Genomic DNA, 14,934 nt, shown 5'->3' on the forward strand with positions numbered 1-14,934 from the left:
CGAGCCGAGTCGCGACGCCGGGATGGCGGCGCGAGCCGTGGCTAGCACGAAGCGACGGTCGTGCCGATGTGGCGAAGGCCGCAGACGACACCGTGACGACGGCAGTGCTTGCGGGCGGTCCAGGGAGGGGAGGGGTTCGGGATGGCGGTTGGAACGGAGCCTGCCTGGGCTCGGCGCCGCCGGACGCCGATGCACGCCACGAGGGCGGCACAGCATACAGGGGTGAAGCGATGCCCGGAACGGGCGCCCGTCCCCCTGTGTGACCTCGTCTTGGAGAGGGCAGACGATCGAAGTTCGTTCGTTCTCGCGGAGGCCCGAGCCATCGCCGGGCTTCCGGACCCGTCGCTCGATACTCCTTCGAGATGCATCCCGGAGCTTGGTCGGGCTGATCGATCCCGGATACCCTGCCGTGATCTTCTCGTTGTCCCGTGGCTGATCGAGACCGACCCGGGATCCATCACCGCGAATCGGCTCGAAGATCGGGCGCGGAAACCGATCCATCCCCGCCGTATCCGGCGTCGTGAGCGGCGATGGTTCCAGGGTCTCGCTGCGCGCCCCCGGACGACCGGGCGAGTTTCGCTGAGCTTCCGGCTCACCCGCAAGGTTTCAGGATCAGCCCCACCGGCAGGAGAGACCGGCGCCGGGGACGAACCGACCTGTCGCAGACCACGAGGCAGGGCAGACACCTCGCGGGGTCCCCCAAACGGCGACGGCGCCCCTGTCGGGGCGCCGCGCGAAGAAGTTCGGAAATCCCGACCGGCGGTCGGATCAGGTGTTCATCGAGTCGAAGAAATCGCCGTTGCTCTTGGTCTGGCGCAGCTTGTCGAGCAGGAACTCGATCGCGTCGGTGACGCCCATCGGGTTGAGGATGCGGCGCAGCACGTAGGTCTTCTTGAGCGAGTCCGGCGGGACCAGCAGCTCCTCCTTGCGGGTGCCGGAGCGGGTGATGTCGATCGCCGGGAAGATGCGCTTGTCGGAGACCTTGCGGTCCAGGATGATCTCGGAGTTGCCGGTGCCCTTGAACTCCTCGAAGATCACCTCGTCCATCCGCGAGCCGGTATCGATCAGCGCGGTGGCGATGATGGTCAGCGAGCCGCCCTCCTCGATGTTGCGGGCGGCGCCGAAGAAGCGCTTGGGCCGCTGCAGGGCGTTGGCATCGACACCGCCGGTCAGCACCTTGCCGGAGGACGGCACCACGGTGTTGTAGGCGCGGCCGAGCCGGGTGATCGAATCGAGCAGGATGACGACGTCGCGGCCGTGCTCGACCAGGCGCTTGGCCTTCTCGATCACCATCTCGGCGACCTGAACGTGGCGGGTCGCCGGCTCGTCGAAGGTCGAGGCGATCACCTCACCCTTCACCGAGCGCTGCATGTCGGTGACTTCCTCCGGCCGCTCGTCGATGAGCAGGACGATGAGGTAGCATTCGGGGTGGTTCAGGGTGATCGACTGGGCGATGTTCTGCATCAGCACCGTCTTGCCGGTCCGCGGCGGCGCCACGATCAGGGCGCGCTGGCCCTTGCCGATCGGCGCGACGATGTCGATGATCCGGGGCGAGAAGTCCTTGCGGGTCGGCTCCGACAGTTCGAGCTTGAAGCGCTGCGTGGGGAACAGCGGCGTCAGGTTGTCGAAGTGGACCTTGTGCTTGATCTTGTCCGGGTTCTCGAAATTGATCGTGTTGACCTTGAGCAGCGCGAAGTAGCGCTCGCCGTCCTTCGGGCCGCGGATCGGCCCCTCGACGGTGTCGCCGGTGCGCAGGCCGAAGCGGCGAATCTGCGTCGGCGAGATGTAGATGTCGTCGGGACCCGGGAGGTAGTTCGAGTCGGAGGAGCGCAGGAAGCCGAAGCCGTCCTGCAGCACCTCGACGGTGCCGGCGCCGATGATCTCGACATCCTTGGCAGCGAGCTGCTTCAGGATCGCGAACATCAGCTCCTGCTTGCGCATGGTCTGCGCGTTCTCGACCTCGACCTCCTCGGCGAATGCGAGGAGCTCGGTCGGGGTCTTCGACTTGAGATCCTGCAGCTTCACCTCACGCATCGCGGGGGCGGCCGGGGTCTCGATCGGGGCGAGGGTATCTTCGATCATGGGATATCGGGGTGCGGGGGCGAAGCGGGAGGCGTCATGTCAGGACAGGTCCGGCTGCCGCGGGGCGCGGCATCGAGCGGAAGCAACGGGGTGGCCTGAAGCGGGGCACCGGTCGCGAAGTCGTCGCCTGATTGTCCCGGAGGTCGCGAGGGGGAGCCGGAGGGCTCTGGATGCGACGTGACGTGACGATGGAGGAGGGAACGACTTTATGTAACGGGTCCTCGTCGTCGACTCAAGTCCCCGATGGGGAAAAGTGGGGAAAGGCGCGGTGCGGCGGCTCCGCAGGAGAAGGGGGCCCGGCACGAACGGGCCGGTTGTGCTCCAAGCAGGGCGAACTATCGGCGCAGTCGTCGCGTCGCCGCATTAACATTTGGAGGATCGAACCGCGATGCCCGCGTCTCGATCATCGGCCCGGGGCGCCCGTCCCAAGCATCTCCGGGCGACGATCGATGTAGGCCGGCAATACGGCACAGTATCCCCGTGACGGGCGCGAGGTGCGATGGAATCGGCGGAACGCGGATCAACGACGCCGCAGGCGGATATAGAGGGCGCCGCCGCCGCCATGATGATGGGCGGCCTCCTCGAACCCGACCACCAGGGCGCGCAGTTCGGGCAGGCGCAGCCAGTGCGGGACGCTGCGGCGCAGGACGCCGCGCTCGGCGTAAGGGTCGCCGCCGTTTCCGCCCTTGCCGGTCACGACCAGGACCACGGCGTGGCCCGACGCCCGGGAGCGGTGCAGGAAGCCGATCAGGGCCGCATGGGCCTCGGCCTGTCGCATCCCGTGCAGGTCGATCGAGGCATCGACGCTGCGCGAGCCGCGGCGCAGGGCGGTGCGCACCCGCCGCTCGAGCGGTGCCAGGGGCGGCAGGGCCGGGGCGGGCGGAGGCGGAGCCGGAACGGCCGGAATCTTCTTCGCGGCGCCTCGCGGGGCCGGCCGGACAGGCCGAACCGGGACGGGCGGCGGCGCAGACGGCGGTTCCGGCGGTGGGGGAGGGGAGGGGATGGCGGGCACGGCCCGGCCCCGCAGGGGCGTGACCAGCCGGGCGATCTCGCCCCAGAGCCGGCTCTCCTCCGAGGTCAGGCGGCGCAGCCGGCGCGGACGGAACTCGGTCACCGCGCGACTCCGGCGGGATTCTGCTTCGGCAGCAGCACCACGAAGCGCGTGGGATCGCGCAGCAGGCCGGCGGTCGCGCCCGCCTTGGCCCCGGTGCCGAGATAGAGGTCGCCGCGGGCGGGACCGAGGATCGCCGAGCCGGTATCCTGCGCCACCACGAGACGACGCAGCGGCGTGCGACCGCCCTCCGGCTCCGGCAGCGTTCCGTCGAGCCAGAACGGCAGACCGTAGCGCCACAGGGTGGCATCGACCGCGAGGCTGCGCCCGGCGGTCAGCGGCACCCCGGCCCCGCCGCGCGGGCCGGCCCCCTCAGGGATGCCGTCGTCGATGCGAAAGAAGATATAGGAGGCGTTGCGGCGGATCAGGTCGCGGGCGAAGCCTGGATTGTCCCGCAGCCAGCCGGTCCAGCGGTCGAGCGTCAGGCCCTCGAGCGGCAGGTGGCCACCAGTGACGATGAGCCGGGCGACCGAGGTGTAGGGCCGGCCGTTGCGGCCGTCATAGGCCAGGCGCACGGAACGACCGTCGGGCAGGCGCACCCGCCCGGAGCCCTGGACCTGCAGCACCAGGAGGTCGACGGCGTCGCGCAGCCAGAGCAGCGGACGGGCCCTGGGCCCGAGCGCCCCGTCCTCGATCGCGGCCCGGTCCGGGTAGGGCAGGAACGCGTCGCCGTCGCGGCGCGCGGCGCGCAAGGCGGGGTCGAGGCCGGGCCGGGTCTCGCCGGGCTCCAGCGAGACGAGGTCGTCGGGGCGCGCGAGCGCCGGCACGGTGAAGTCCGGGGTCCGGACCGGCGAGCCGAAGAGTTCGGGCTCGAAATAGCCGGTGAGAAAGCCGGCCTCGCGCTCCGCCGCCGCGTCGCGGTTCGGCCGCAGGACGCGATAGGCGGAGAAATTCTGCTCGAAGAACGCCGTCGCGCCCTCGGGCGGCACGCCGGCTGCGGCGGCGCAGGGCGCGGAGAGGTCCTGGCGCGGCGCGTCGGGCGCCGCCTCGGCGAGGACCGGGCCGGCTTGGGCCGCGCAGGTCGCCCGGAAGGTCGCGAGGGCGGCCGCGAGGTCGTCGCCGGCAAAGCCCGTCAGGGCGCTGAAGGGGATGGGCTCGAGCGCGGCCTCGCCGACCCGCAAGGGGGCGGACTTCGCGCCAGCGGCGCCGCAGGCAAACAGCGCGGCAAGCAGCAGGGCGGCGGGACGGGCGGCGAGAAGGGGGCCGAGGGCCGGCGGCATGGGCTTATCGGGCTCCGGCCCCGGATTGCTAGTGTGCTGTGTCTATCGCGAGTGCCGTCGGGGTGATGGATGATCCCGGCGGCGCGCCATTGTCGGCGAGGGCCGGCGGCCGATCAAGCCGCCGAACGGGGAAGCCCTACTGCCCGGCCTCGGTGGCGACGAGCTGCCAGTTCGGGTCGCGACTGCCGAGCGTGCGGGCGAAGGTCCAGACATCGGTCACGTCGACGACCTTCTCGGGGCTGCCGTCGACCACCTGGCCCTGCGGCCCGCGGGTGGCGGTGATCAGCTTCGAGAGGTAGCGCACCGTGACCTGGGCGACGCGGTTGCGCACGTCGACCCCGACGATCTCGGCCCGGTCGATCGACACGAAGGTGGTCTCGACGGTCTGGCCGGCGCGCTCGCGGCCCTGGATCGCCCGCTCGAACCCGTCCGCGACCTCGCGCGACAGCAGGGTCTTGAGGGTCTTACGGTCGCCCTTGGCGAAAGCCGTGACGATGGTCTCGTAGGCCGACTTGGCGCCGTCGGTGAAGGCGCGGGGATCGAAACCCGGCTCCTGCTGGAGGATCAGGTCGAGGCCGCGGGCGGCGGGCGAGTTCGGCTCGACCACGCCCTTCCAGTTGCGCGGCACCGCGGTCGCCACCGGCGCGGCGGCGGCGCCCCGCTCCGGGCCGGCGCCGGGCAGCCGCACGACGTTGTCGCCGTCGCGGGAGGCGGCCGGCGGCTCCTCGCGCCGCGCCAGCGGGTTGAAGGGCGGCCGCTCGCTCCCGGTCTTCTGGCCGAGGACCGAGCGCAGCTTCCAGATCACGAAGACCGCAAGCCCGAGGAAGATGAGGGTCGTAAGGTCGAGGGAATCCTGCATCATCGATCCGTTCATCGATCCGTTCTTGGCGGCTTCCTTGGCGGCTTCCCTGGCAGCGTCACGCGCAGCATTCCTGACCGCCCCGGTACAGCTTGCGACATCTCCGGCACCGCGACGGCTTTGGCACCGGGACCGGGGCAAGGCAAGCGTCCGGCCGGCGCCGCCTCGCGGCCCATTCGGACGATATGGGGCCGGAGCCTCGCGGTATCCAGGCGCCTCCCGCGCGCGGAGGTGTTCGGGGTCATCCAGGGTAAGCCGGCCTGCCGTCGTGACCGGGTCGCTCGAGGCCGCCGCACGGGGGAGATGATCGGCACCTCTGCTTGTTCACGGGTTACGGGCATGATAGCCGCAACGCCGTCGTCGCGCGCGCCGTTTTTCGCGCCAGCGCACGTCGGCCCGTCGTTCACGTCCAGCCCTCGAAGGAACCCTCCGCCATGGCCGATTCCCCGGTCCCGAACGGTAACGGTGGCGCCGCGGCGCAGCCCGACGACCTCACCCCGACCCTCAACGCCCTGGCCCAGTACGCCAAGGACCTCTCCTTCGAGAACCCGAACGCGCCGCGCTCGCTGCAGCCGCAGCAGCAGGGCCCGCAGATCAACATCCAGGTCAACGTCAACGCCAAGCAGCTCGCCGAGGAAGACTTCGAGGTCGACCTGCGGCTCGAGGGCGATGCCAAGATCGGCGCCGAGGTGCTGTTCGCGTTCGAGCTGACCTATTCGGGCATCTTCCGCCTGCGCAACATCCCGCAGGACCAGATGCACCCGGCGGTCATGATCGAGTGCCCGCGGCTGCTGTTCCCGTTCGCCCGCCAGATCATCGCCGACGCGGTGCGCAACGGCGGCTTCCCGCCGCTCTACATCGACCCGATCGACTTCGTCGGCCTCTACCGCCAGAAGGCCGCCGAGGCCCAGATGCAGGGCGGCAACGCGTAGGATCGGGCATGGCGCGGGCCGCCCCCGGCCCGCGCATCCTTGAAAAAGTGTTTCACGGGAAACGCGGCCGTTTCCCTCAACCCGTCAGGGCCGGCACCAGGGACGCCACGAGCAGCCCCGCCATGGCGAGGTTGAACAGCCGCAAGGCCCGCCGCGTCCGCAGCACCCGGGCGGTGCCGACGCCGATCAGCGTCCAGAAGCCCAGACACGGCAGGGCGACGAGCCCGAACAGGGTCGCGAGCAGCAGGGTCGCGGCGAGCGAGCCGCCCTCGGCCTGCGCCGTGTAGGTCGCGAGCGCGCCCGCGGCGATGATCCAGGCCTTCGGGTTCACCCACTGGAACAGGGCCGCCTGGAAGAATCCGAGCGGGCGCCCCGTGCCCACCTTCGCGCCCGGCCCGGCAGGCTCGGGATCGGAGGCGGCGATCTTCCAGGCGAGCCACAGCAGGTAGGCCGCCCCGACCCATTTCAGCACCGCGTGGACCCGCGGATCGGTGAGGAGCGGCAGGCCGGCGGTGCCCAGCACGATCAGCATCACGGGGAAACCCGCCGCGATCCCGAGCATGTGCGGCACGGTGCGGGCAAAACCGTAGGTCGCGCCGGAGGCCACCACCATGGTGTTGTTGGGGCCGGGCGTCGCCGACATCGCGACGGCGAACGCGCTCGCCGAGAGAAACCAGGTCCAGTCCACGATCGATCCGCTCCGCGCCGCCCCCCGCGGCCTGCGCACGACGATACATGATTCGCCCTCGCACCCGTCGCATCGCCTCCTGGAAACGAGGTGCTCCCCTGCTGTTCTGCCGGTCGTCAGGCTCTCATCGTCGTGCGGGCGCCCGCCTTCCGGCGAACCCTGGGTCAGGTGACCGCAGGACGGTCCGGGCCTTCCCCCTGGACTCCCGCCCCCGGATCGGGCGATGGGGGCTCGGTCGCGCGAGAGGGACGAGAACGGGATGGCGTACTGGCTCTACAAGTCCGAGCCCTCGGTCTGGTCGTGGGACGACCAGGTCGCCGCCGGCGATGCCGGGACGTACTGGAACGGGGTCCGCAACCACGTCGCCCGCAAGAACCTCGAGGCGATGCGGCTCGGCGAGCAAGGGTTCTTCTACCACTCGAACGAGGGCAAGGCGGTGGTCGGCATCGTCGAGGTGATCCGCACCTACTATCCCGACCATACCGACGAGAGCGGCCGCTTCGGCATGGTCGACCTGAAGGCAGTCCAGGCCCTGACCAGGCCCGTCACCCTGGAGGCGATCAAGGCCGAATCGGCCCTGCGGGAGATGGTGCTGGTCAACAATTCGCGCCTGTCGGTGCAGCCGGTCAGCGAGGCGGAATGGGACCTGGTGCGCCGGATGGGCGGGCTTTAGATGGGGCGCCGATGAGGGGCGGCGCGTGAGGCGCGTCATCGCCGGAGTTCCGGCCCGGACCCGTCTCGTCCTCGTGCCGCTCGCCGTCGCGCTGCTGGTGGGCCCGGTTTCCTCCGGGCCGGCCTCCGCGCAGAAGCCGAAGGCAGCCCCTGCCAAGCCCGCCCTGCCGGCGAAGGTCCTGACCTGCGGGTCCCTGGCCAACCTGCGCATCCTGCTGGCCGAGACGGCGGGCGATCCGGCGGCGATCAAGGCCCGGCTGGCGGATCCGAAGGCCGATCACCTCGGCTGCGCGCAGGTCGGCCGCGACCGGATCGAGGGCAATGCCGAGCGGGTGGTGATCGGCGGCACCGCCTACGATTGCCTGGCCGTGAAGGAGACGCGCCTGTGCCGCTGGGCCCTGTCGGGCGTGCCGGCGGAGGCGCCGTGAGGCGCCTCCGACCGGAGGATGTCAGATGCTCCAGTACGGCGTGGCGTTGAAGTAGTGGTGGACGTGCTCCTCCCACTTCCGGTCGAAGGAGGGATCGTTGCCCTCGGCCGAGGCCGGCGGGGCGGCGCGGAGCTGCTCCTCGGTGAGGTCGAGGACGTAGGCGTCCAGCTCCGGCGCGAAGCGCAGGGTGGACCACGGGATGGTGTGGTAACCCTCGCCGATGCCGAGGAAGCCGCCGAAGCTCATCACGGCGTAGACCACCTTGCCGGTGGTCTTCTCGATCATCAGGCGCTCGATGCGGCCGATGCCGTCGCCGTTCGGACGGCGCACGGTGGTGCCCTCGACGCGGTCGCTGGCGATGAGCTTGCTGGTCTCGCTGGTGGTGGTGCTGCCCATGTCGGAGCGATCGCCGATTGTCGGTGCGACGGTGGTCATCGGAAGGCCTCCGGATCGGGGTTTCTGTCGGATCGCGACCGGGTCGCGGTCCATTCACGCCGGGAACGCATCCGCGCCGGAACCTGTTCCGATCCTCGGGCGCGCTGCGGCGAATGGCGGAGCAGCGGGGCCATTCACACCGGGCGATCGGGACGCTAGCCTGCGGCCCATGATCCTGCGCTCCCTGCCCCTGCGTCCCTCGCCGATCCGCCATGCCGCCATCCTGACGGCTTTCCTGGCCTTCGCCGCGCCCGCCCTCGCGCAGGATCGCGGCACCCTCACCCCGAAACCGCTGCCGCCGCTCGCCAACCCGGACGATCCGTCGACGCCGGCAAAGGCCCTGTTCGGCCGCGCCACGACGCCGGCGGCCCTGCCGCCCCAGGCGATCGGCGGCTATGCCCGGGGCTGCGTCGCCGGCGCCGAGGCGCTGCCGATCGACGGCGCGACCTGGCAGGTGATGCGCCTGTCGCGCAACCGGAACTGGGGCCACCCCCGGCTCGTCGCCTTCCTGGAAAAGATCGCCGCGGAAGCGCCGCGCAAGGCAGGCTGGCCGGGGCTCCTCGTCGGCGACATGTCCCAGCCCCGGGGCGGGCCGATGCTGACCGGCCATGCCTCGCACCAGCTCGGCCTCGATGCCGACATCTGGCTGACCCCGATGCCGGACCGGCGCCTGACCCGGGCCGAGCGCGAGGAGATGTCGGCCACCAACGTGGTGCGGCCGGACCGGCGCGACATCGACCCGAGCGTGTGGCTGCCCGAGCACCTGCGGCTGATCAAGATGGTCTCGCGCGAGCCCGAAGTGGCGCGGATCTTCGTCAACCCGGCGATCAAGAAGGCCCTGTGCCGCGAGGCGGGATCGGACCGGAGCTGGCTCACCAAGGTGCGGCCGATCTACGGCCACAACTACCACTTCCATATCCGGCTCGAATGCCCGGCCGGGGAGTCGGCCTGCCACGACCAGGATCCGCCGCCGAGCGGCGACGGCTGCGGCTCGGAGCTCGATTACTGGTTCTCGGACGCGGTGCTGAACCCCAAGCCCCGCCCGCCCGGCAAGCCGCGCCCGCCGATGACCCTGGCGGGCCTGCCCGACGCCTGCCGCACGGTGCTGAAGGCGCGGTGACCGCACGGAATCGGGACCGGCATCGACCGGTCCCGATCCGGGTGCTCACTCCGCCGCGACGCCGACCCCGATCGGGCAGGACACGCCGGTGCCGCCCAGGCCGCAATAGCCGCCCGGATTCTTGGCCAGGTATTGCTGGTGATACTCCTCGGCGAAGTAGAACGGGCCGGCGTCGCGGATCTCCGTCGTGATCGGGCCGTAGCCCTGTGCCTTCAGGGCGGCGCCATAGGCCTCGCGGGACGCCTCGGCCTCGGCCCGGCGGGCCTCGTCGGGCAGGTAGATGCCCGAGCGGTACTGCGTGCCGACATCATTGCCCTGGCGGAAGCCCTGGGTCGGGTCGTGGCTTTCCCAGAAGGTCTTGAGCAGGGCGGAAAGCGGCCTCACCGCCGGATCGTAGGCGACCAGCACGACCTCGTTGTGCCCGGTCAGCCCGGAGCACACCTCCTCGTAGGTCGGGTTCGGGGTGGTGCCGGCGGCATAGCCCACCGCCGTGACGAAGACGCCGTCGCCGAGCTGCCAGAACTTGCGCTCCGCCCCCCAGAAGCAGCCGAGGCCGAACACGACCGTCTCGATGCCGTCGGGATAGGGGCCCTTGAGGGGATGGCCGTTGACGAAGTGCCGCTCCGCCGTCGGCAGGGGCATGGGTCGCCCCGGCAGGATCTGGTCGGGGGCCGGCATCTCGGCGCGCTTGCGGAAGAACAGCATCGGGTCGCTCCGGTCTTCGGAACGGGGCCTGTCGGCCCCGGAGGCGAGACGCCTCTGATTGCGACCTGATGTGGGGTGCCGACCCTGGTTCCTGAAGAGCGCCGCTTCAGCGCAGGACCGGCGTCCGGTCCGAGGCCAGTTCGGTGGACGCCGCCTGGATCGACGTCGCTCGGGTCGAGGCGACGCGGGCCGGGGCGTCGGGCCCGAAAGCGGTGCTGGGATCGAAGAAGGCGCAGCGAGCGGTGATCAGCCCGGCCGCCAGGACCCAGAACAGCACGGCGCCGACGATCCGCCGGTTCCGGACCGGACGGCGGCGCGGCGCGGCGGATCCGGCCTGCAGGTCCAGGCGCTCGCCGAACGGATCGAAGATGGCAGGACGCATGGTCGAATCCGGCTGACGCACGGCTCCGCGAACCGGAGCCGTCGAGACTGTAGATAGGGCCGGTGAAGCCCTCGCAGCAATAGACGCGGTTTTCTAATTTCCGAGACGTAAGAGAAGATGTTTACTGCCCGAAAGCTCCAGAGGAGAAATTTTGTCTTTGTTCCCTGGCGCGGAGCCGATCCGGTGCTGCGTCGCGTCGCACAGGTGCGATCCGCTCCCCTCCGTGGCTCCTCCATCGCGGGTTGCGCGGGGCCGAAAGGCAGCAGAAGGGCGACGGCCCCCGAAGGCTGGGCACGATGGTGCAACCGGAGATGGCGCCATGCCGTGATTTCACGATCTTTCAGTGTACTCCGCGCCGATGGTCCCCACTCATGGGCGTGCAGGAGCCTCGACGCGACAGGTTGAAATTCCCGTATTGCTTGGCGTACGATCGAATGTCGCCCCGGTATATTCGCTTCCTCGCGGCCGAGCGTCCCGACTGCATCTTAGGAATATTTACCTTGGTGAGTGGAATTCGCACGCCGGCCGCGCGGGCGGGTCTCGGCCGGCGCCTCGCCTCGGGTCGCCGGGGCCGGACCCCGGCACGGGGCATCGCCCGATGATCGCCCACGCCCCCGCCCGGCACGCGGCTCCCCGCTCGGCCGACCTGTCGTCCCGCGACTTCATGCGGCTGATCGAGGCGTTCGGCCTCACCGGCGCGTGGCGCTGGGACTTCGTCTCCGGCCAGCAGGTCTGGTCGTCCGGGCTCTATCGCCTGGCCGGGCTGCCGGAGGGCGAGCCGGCGAGCTACGAGCGGCTGCTCGGCCTCGTCCACCCGGCCGATCGCGACGTGCTGGAGGATGCGGCCCAGATCGTCCAGGCCGGGATCCTCGGCAGCCACACGGTCCGGCTGATCCGGCCGGACGGGACCTCCCGCACGGTGGTGAGCCGCGGCGAGGTCTTCTTCAGTCCCGAGGGGCGCGCGCTCGCGGCGACCGGCGTGCTGCTCGACGTGACCGACCGCGAGCGCCTGGCCGACCTGCATCGCCTGGAGCAGCAGCGCCGGTCCAGCCTGGCGCAGCAGGCCCAGGTCTTCATCCACACCGAGCCGACCCTGCCGCCGACCGAGTACGGCCCCGACTTCCTGACCCTCGTGGGCCTGCGCCGCGACGAGGTGCGGGCGGACTGGCTCGGGCCGATCGTGCGGGAGGAGCGGCCGCGCTGGCGCGACGAGCTGCCCCGCCTCGCAGCGACGTTGCGGCCGTTCAGCATCACGCCGACCCTGCGGCTGGCTGATGGCGGGACCGCCCCGTTCCGGATGACGATGGTGCCCCTGCGCGACGGTTCCCTGCGTGGCGGCGCCTCGCGCGAAGCCCCCTCCGATCCGGTCTGCTGGACCATCGTGGTCACCCCGCTCGAGACCGAGGCGGATGTCGTGCCGGAACGCCAGCGGCCGCGAGCCGAGCCGTCGATCGAGGGCTGCCACCTGCGGGCGGCCCGCGGCCTCCTCGACTGGACCCTGAACGACCTCGCGCGGGAGAGCGGCGTCTCGCTCTCGACCGTGCGGCGCCTGGAGGAGGAATCGGAAGGAGCGTCCTCGCGCTCGCGCCCCCACGTCCTGGCGGCCCTGCGCAAGGCCGGGATCGTCTTCACCGTGGTGGAAGGCGGCACCGTGGCGGTGGCGCGGGCGGAAGGGGTCACCCCACCCGGTACACGCTCAGGCTGACATGGTCCGGCGCCCGGGCGCCCGTGGCGAGGAACAGGCTGGTCTGCATCCAGGCCAGGGGTGGGGACGCGGTCTCGAACCGGGGCGCGGTGCGGAAGTAGATCAGGCCGGGATCGACCGGTTCGCCCCGGCGCAGGCGCTCCAGCGCCTCGGGCGGGCCGAAGCGCAGGCCCGTATTCTCGACATAGACCAGGGCGCCGTCCGCGGCCTCGATCACGTAGCGGGCGTGGAGCTGGGTCAGCCCGTCGCCCGCGATGGTCTGGTAATCGGCCCCGCCGGGCAGGATCCGGCCGGTGAGGCCGGGGCCGGTGACGGTGCCGCCCGTGATGGCGATGACCCGCCGGCTGCCGGCCGTGGTGATGCCGACCTCGACCGGCACCGCCACGGCGATGCGGGCATCGAAGACGTGGGTGAGGGTGGGGGCGGGAAGGGTCACGGCTCGAAGGGTCACGGCTTGAAGGGTCATGGCTTGCCCCGCACCAGCGGGCAGTCGCTCTCTTCGATCGGCCGGAACGCCTCGTCGCCGGGCAGCGTCGCCACCCGTTCCATCACGTCCCACTCGCCCTTCGATTCCTCGGGCCGCTTGACCCGGAACAGCGAGACCTCACGGATCACCCGGCCGTCGGGCCGCAGGCGCCCGTTCCTGGTCATGACATCCTCGATCGGCATCTCGCGCATCTTCGCCATCACCGGCTCGGCCGCGTCGGTGCCGGCGGCCCGCACCGCCTTGAGGTAGTGCGTCACCGCCGAATAGACGCCGGCCTGGTAGCTGTTCGGCATCGCCTTCTGGCGCTCGAAGAACCGCCTGGCGAAGGCGCGGGCGGCGTCGTCCTGGTCCCAGTAGAACGCCTCGGCGAGGTAGAGGCCGCCGGCCACCTTCAGCCCGAGCGCGTGGACGTCGACCGCCGTCATGTAGAAGCCGGCGAGCTTCTGCTGGCCGCCGAGCACCCCGAACTCGGAGGCCTGCTTGACCGCGTTGATCGCGTCGCCGCCGACGTTGAACAGCGCGATCACGCGAGCACCGGAGGCTTGCGCCTGGAGGATCTGCGACGAGAGATCGGGCGAGAGCAGGGGGTGGAAGACCTGGCCCACCACCTTGCCGCCGCCCTTCGTCACCACCGGGGTCACGTCGGCGATGAAGGATTTGCCCAGCGTGATGTCGGCGACGACGTAGAACCAGGTCTTCTCGCCCGATTCCACCAGCGGCTTGGCGATGGCCCGCGAGAGGGCGTGGGTGTCGATGACCCAGAGCGCGCCGTTGGGCGAGCATTGCGCCCCGGTGATCACCGTCGAGCCCGATCCGGTGATGAGGGCAAGCCGCCCCTTCTCCTTCGCCAGCGCCTGGACGCCCAAGGCCACCGCCGAGTTGCCGAGGTCGGTGATCATGTCGACCCCCTCGACGTCGTACCAGCGCCGCGCCAGCGTGCTCGCCACGTCCGGCTTGCTCTGGTGGTCGGCGGCGACGATCTCGATCGGCTTGCCCAGCACGGTCGGGCCGAAATCCTCGACCGCGAGCCGTGCCGCGGTGACGCTGCCGGTGCCGTAATTGTCGGACATCGCCGTCGACATGTCGGCGAGCACGCCGATCTTGACGCGGTCGCCGGAGACGGCGCCCTCCGCCCGGACCGATGCCGGGGCGAAGGCGATCAGGCCCGCCAGAAGGGCGGAGCGGAGGGCGCGCATCGTGATCCCTCCCGTCAGACGGCCTTGAGGCCGAGGATGTCCCGGGCCTCGGCCGGGCTCGCCGGCTCGTGGTTCAGCTCCTTGATGATCCGCACGGTGCGGGCCACCAGCTGCTCGTTGGTCGCGAGTTGGCCCCGGGAGTAATAATTGTTGTCCTCGAGCCCGACCCGGACATGGCCGCCGAGCAGGATCGCTTGCGTGGTGGCCGGCAGCTGCGCCGGGCCGATGCCGGAGACGCAGAAGATCGATTGCGGCGGCAGCATCCGGATCATCGCCGCCAGGATGTCGTGCGAGTAGGGCATCGCGCCCTGGAAGCCCTTGTCGGCGCCCAGCACCATGTTGATGTAGTAGGGCGGCTTGTCGTAGCCCTTCTCGATCAGCCGGGTCACGTCCTGGAGGATGTGCTGGGGCCGAACACCTCCCATTCCGGCTTGATGCCGCGCTCCTGCATGCGCTTGGCCAGGGTCTCGCAGCGGCTCGGCGTGGTCACCACCAGGATCTCGCGGCCGCCATGCACGTCCGCGAAGGTCATGCCGTCGAAGGTCGCCATCTCGGCGCCGGCCTCGCAGCCCTTCAGCCGCTCCTCGAAGCTCGATTCGAACAGCCCGTCGGGGCGCGGCACCAGCATGTCGCCGCTCGATCCGCCGCCGGTCGAGTTGTTGAGGATGATGTCGCAGCGCTCGCGGATGCGCCGGTTGATGTCGCGGTAGATCCCGTCGTTGCAGGTTGCCTCGTCGTCGGGCCGGCGGGCATGGAGCGCCGCGATCGCCGCGCCCTCCTTCCAGGACTTGTGGACCGAGTCCGCGATCTCCGCCGGCTGGGTCGGCAGGTTGTGGTTCTGCGCCTTCGAGGCCATGCCGCCGGTCGGCGCCACCGTCACGATCACCTTGGCCATGTTGTCCTCCCTTTTGG

At 70.8% G+C, this 14,934-nt stretch carries 17 protein-coding genes; 5 read left to right on the top strand and 12 right to left on the bottom strand.

Annotated features, from left to right (window positions below):
- Positions 1-768 precede the first annotated feature (768 nt).
- The 4 genes from rho to F1D61_RS18380 all read right to left on the bottom strand — a co-directional run bounded on the left by rho (position 769) and on the right by F1D61_RS18380 (position 5,272).
- Positions 769-2,082 carry a transcription termination factor Rho gene (gene rho, locus F1D61_RS18365; RefSeq protein WP_203153098.1) on the bottom strand — a complete coding sequence of 438 codons (1,314 nt, stop codon included), beginning with the start codon at positions 2,080-2,082 and terminating at the stop codon, positions 769-771.
- A gap of 520 nt (positions 2,083-2,602) precedes the next feature.
- Positions 2,603-3,196, bottom strand: a complete 594-nt coding sequence (locus F1D61_RS18370; protein WP_203153099.1) for a Smr/MutS family protein — start codon at positions 3,194-3,196, stop codon at positions 2,603-2,605.
- On the bottom strand, positions 3,193-4,413 hold the full coding sequence (gene mltA, locus F1D61_RS18375; RefSeq protein ID WP_203153100.1) for a murein transglycosylase A: 1,221 nt from the start codon (positions 4,411-4,413) through the stop codon (positions 3,193-3,195). The genes F1D61_RS18370 and mltA overlap by 4 nt, the downstream gene beginning before the upstream one ends.
- A 136-nt stretch (positions 4,414-4,549) precedes the next feature.
- Positions 4,550-5,272, bottom strand: a complete 723-nt coding sequence (locus F1D61_RS18380; RefSeq protein ID WP_203159138.1) for a Tim44/TimA family putative adaptor protein — start codon at positions 5,270-5,272, stop codon at positions 4,550-4,552.
- Between the two features lie 434 nt (positions 5,273-5,706).
- Between F1D61_RS18380 and secB the strand changes: the two genes are divergently transcribed.
- Positions 5,707-6,204, top strand: coding sequence for a protein-export chaperone SecB (gene secB, locus F1D61_RS18385; protein WP_203153101.1), 498 nt, complete (start codon positions 5,707-5,709; stop codon positions 6,202-6,204).
- Positions 6,205-6,280: 76 nt separating this feature from the next.
- Here the strand turns inward: secB and F1D61_RS18390 are convergent, their stop codons facing one another.
- Positions 6,281-6,892 (bottom strand): LysE family translocator, encoded by a 612-nt coding sequence (locus F1D61_RS18390; RefSeq protein WP_246775399.1) that lies wholly within the window; start codon positions 6,890-6,892, stop codon positions 6,281-6,283.
- Between the two features lie 259 nt (positions 6,893-7,151).
- On the opposite strand from F1D61_RS18390, the gene F1D61_RS18395 reads away from it, so the two are divergent.
- Both F1D61_RS18395 and F1D61_RS18400 read left to right on the top strand, forming a co-directional pair.
- Positions 7,152-7,565, top strand: coding sequence for an EVE domain-containing protein (locus tag F1D61_RS18395; RefSeq protein ID WP_203153102.1), 414 nt, complete (start codon positions 7,152-7,154; stop codon positions 7,563-7,565).
- 25 nt (positions 7,566-7,590) lie between these two features.
- Positions 7,591-7,992, top strand: coding sequence for a hypothetical protein (locus tag F1D61_RS18400; protein ID WP_246775400.1), 402 nt, complete (start codon positions 7,591-7,593; stop codon positions 7,990-7,992).
- A 21-nt stretch (positions 7,993-8,013) separates the two neighbouring features.
- On the opposite strand, the gene F1D61_RS18405 is transcribed toward F1D61_RS18400, so the two are convergent.
- Positions 8,014-8,388, bottom strand: a complete 375-nt coding sequence (locus F1D61_RS18405; RefSeq protein WP_246775980.1) for a PRC-barrel domain-containing protein — start codon at positions 8,386-8,388, stop codon at positions 8,014-8,016.
- A gap of 208 nt (positions 8,389-8,596) precedes the next feature.
- Here F1D61_RS18405 and mepA point away from each other — a divergent pair, with 208 nt between their 5' ends.
- Positions 8,597-9,547, top strand: coding sequence for a penicillin-insensitive murein endopeptidase (gene mepA, locus F1D61_RS18410; protein WP_203153104.1), 951 nt, complete (start codon positions 8,597-8,599; stop codon positions 9,545-9,547).
- A 45-nt stretch (positions 9,548-9,592) separates the two neighbouring features.
- Here the strand turns inward: mepA and msrA are convergent, their stop codons facing one another.
- Together msrA and F1D61_RS18420 are read right to left on the bottom strand one after the other, a co-directional pair.
- Entirely contained in the window at positions 9,593-10,252 is a 660-nt protein-coding gene (msrA, locus tag F1D61_RS18415) for a peptide-methionine (S)-S-oxide reductase MsrA (protein ID WP_203153105.1), read from the bottom strand.
- A 106-nt stretch (positions 10,253-10,358) separates the two neighbouring features.
- A complete protein-coding gene (locus F1D61_RS18420) occupies positions 10,359-10,634 on the bottom strand; it encodes a hypothetical protein (RefSeq protein WP_203153106.1) in 276 nt (91 codons plus the stop codon).
- Between the two features lie 598 nt (positions 10,635-11,232).
- On the opposite strand from F1D61_RS18420, the gene F1D61_RS18425 reads away from it, so the two are divergent.
- Positions 11,233-12,339, top strand: a complete 1,107-nt coding sequence (locus F1D61_RS18425) for a PAS domain-containing protein (protein ID WP_203153107.1) — start codon at positions 11,233-11,235, stop codon at positions 12,337-12,339.
- On the opposite strand, the gene F1D61_RS18430 is transcribed toward F1D61_RS18425, so the two are convergent.
- From F1D61_RS18430 to F1D61_RS34840, 4 genes are read right to left on the bottom strand one after another with little or no spacing between them, the layout of a single operon-like run.
- Entirely contained in the window at positions 12,311-12,805 is a 495-nt protein-coding gene (locus F1D61_RS18430; RefSeq protein WP_203153108.1) for a DUF3237 domain-containing protein, read from the bottom strand. The two genes, F1D61_RS18425 and F1D61_RS18430, sit on opposite strands and share 29 nt — an antisense overlap.
- Positions 12,802-14,022, bottom strand: coding sequence for an ABC transporter substrate-binding protein (locus F1D61_RS18435; protein WP_203153109.1), 1,221 nt, complete (start codon positions 14,020-14,022; stop codon positions 12,802-12,804). The genes F1D61_RS18430 and F1D61_RS18435 overlap by 4 nt, the downstream gene beginning before the upstream one ends.
- Positions 14,023-14,036: 14 nt before the next feature.
- Positions 14,037-14,411: a 3-keto-5-aminohexanoate cleavage protein gene (locus F1D61_RS34835; protein WP_203153110.1), complete on the bottom strand. Its 375-nt coding sequence runs from the start codon at positions 14,409-14,411 to the stop codon at positions 14,037-14,039.
- Complete coding sequence (locus F1D61_RS34840; RefSeq protein ID WP_203153111.1) at positions 14,408-14,917, bottom strand: 3-keto-5-aminohexanoate cleavage protein; 510 nt, start codon at positions 14,915-14,917, stop codon at positions 14,408-14,410. Before F1D61_RS34840 ends, F1D61_RS34835 begins: the two co-directional genes overlap by 4 nt.
- Between the last annotated feature and the right edge of the window lie 17 nt (positions 14,918-14,934).

The organism is Methylobacterium aquaticum (genome assembly GCF_016804325.1).
Lineage (GTDB): Bacteria > Pseudomonadota > Alphaproteobacteria > Rhizobiales > Beijerinckiaceae > Methylobacterium > Methylobacterium aquaticum_C.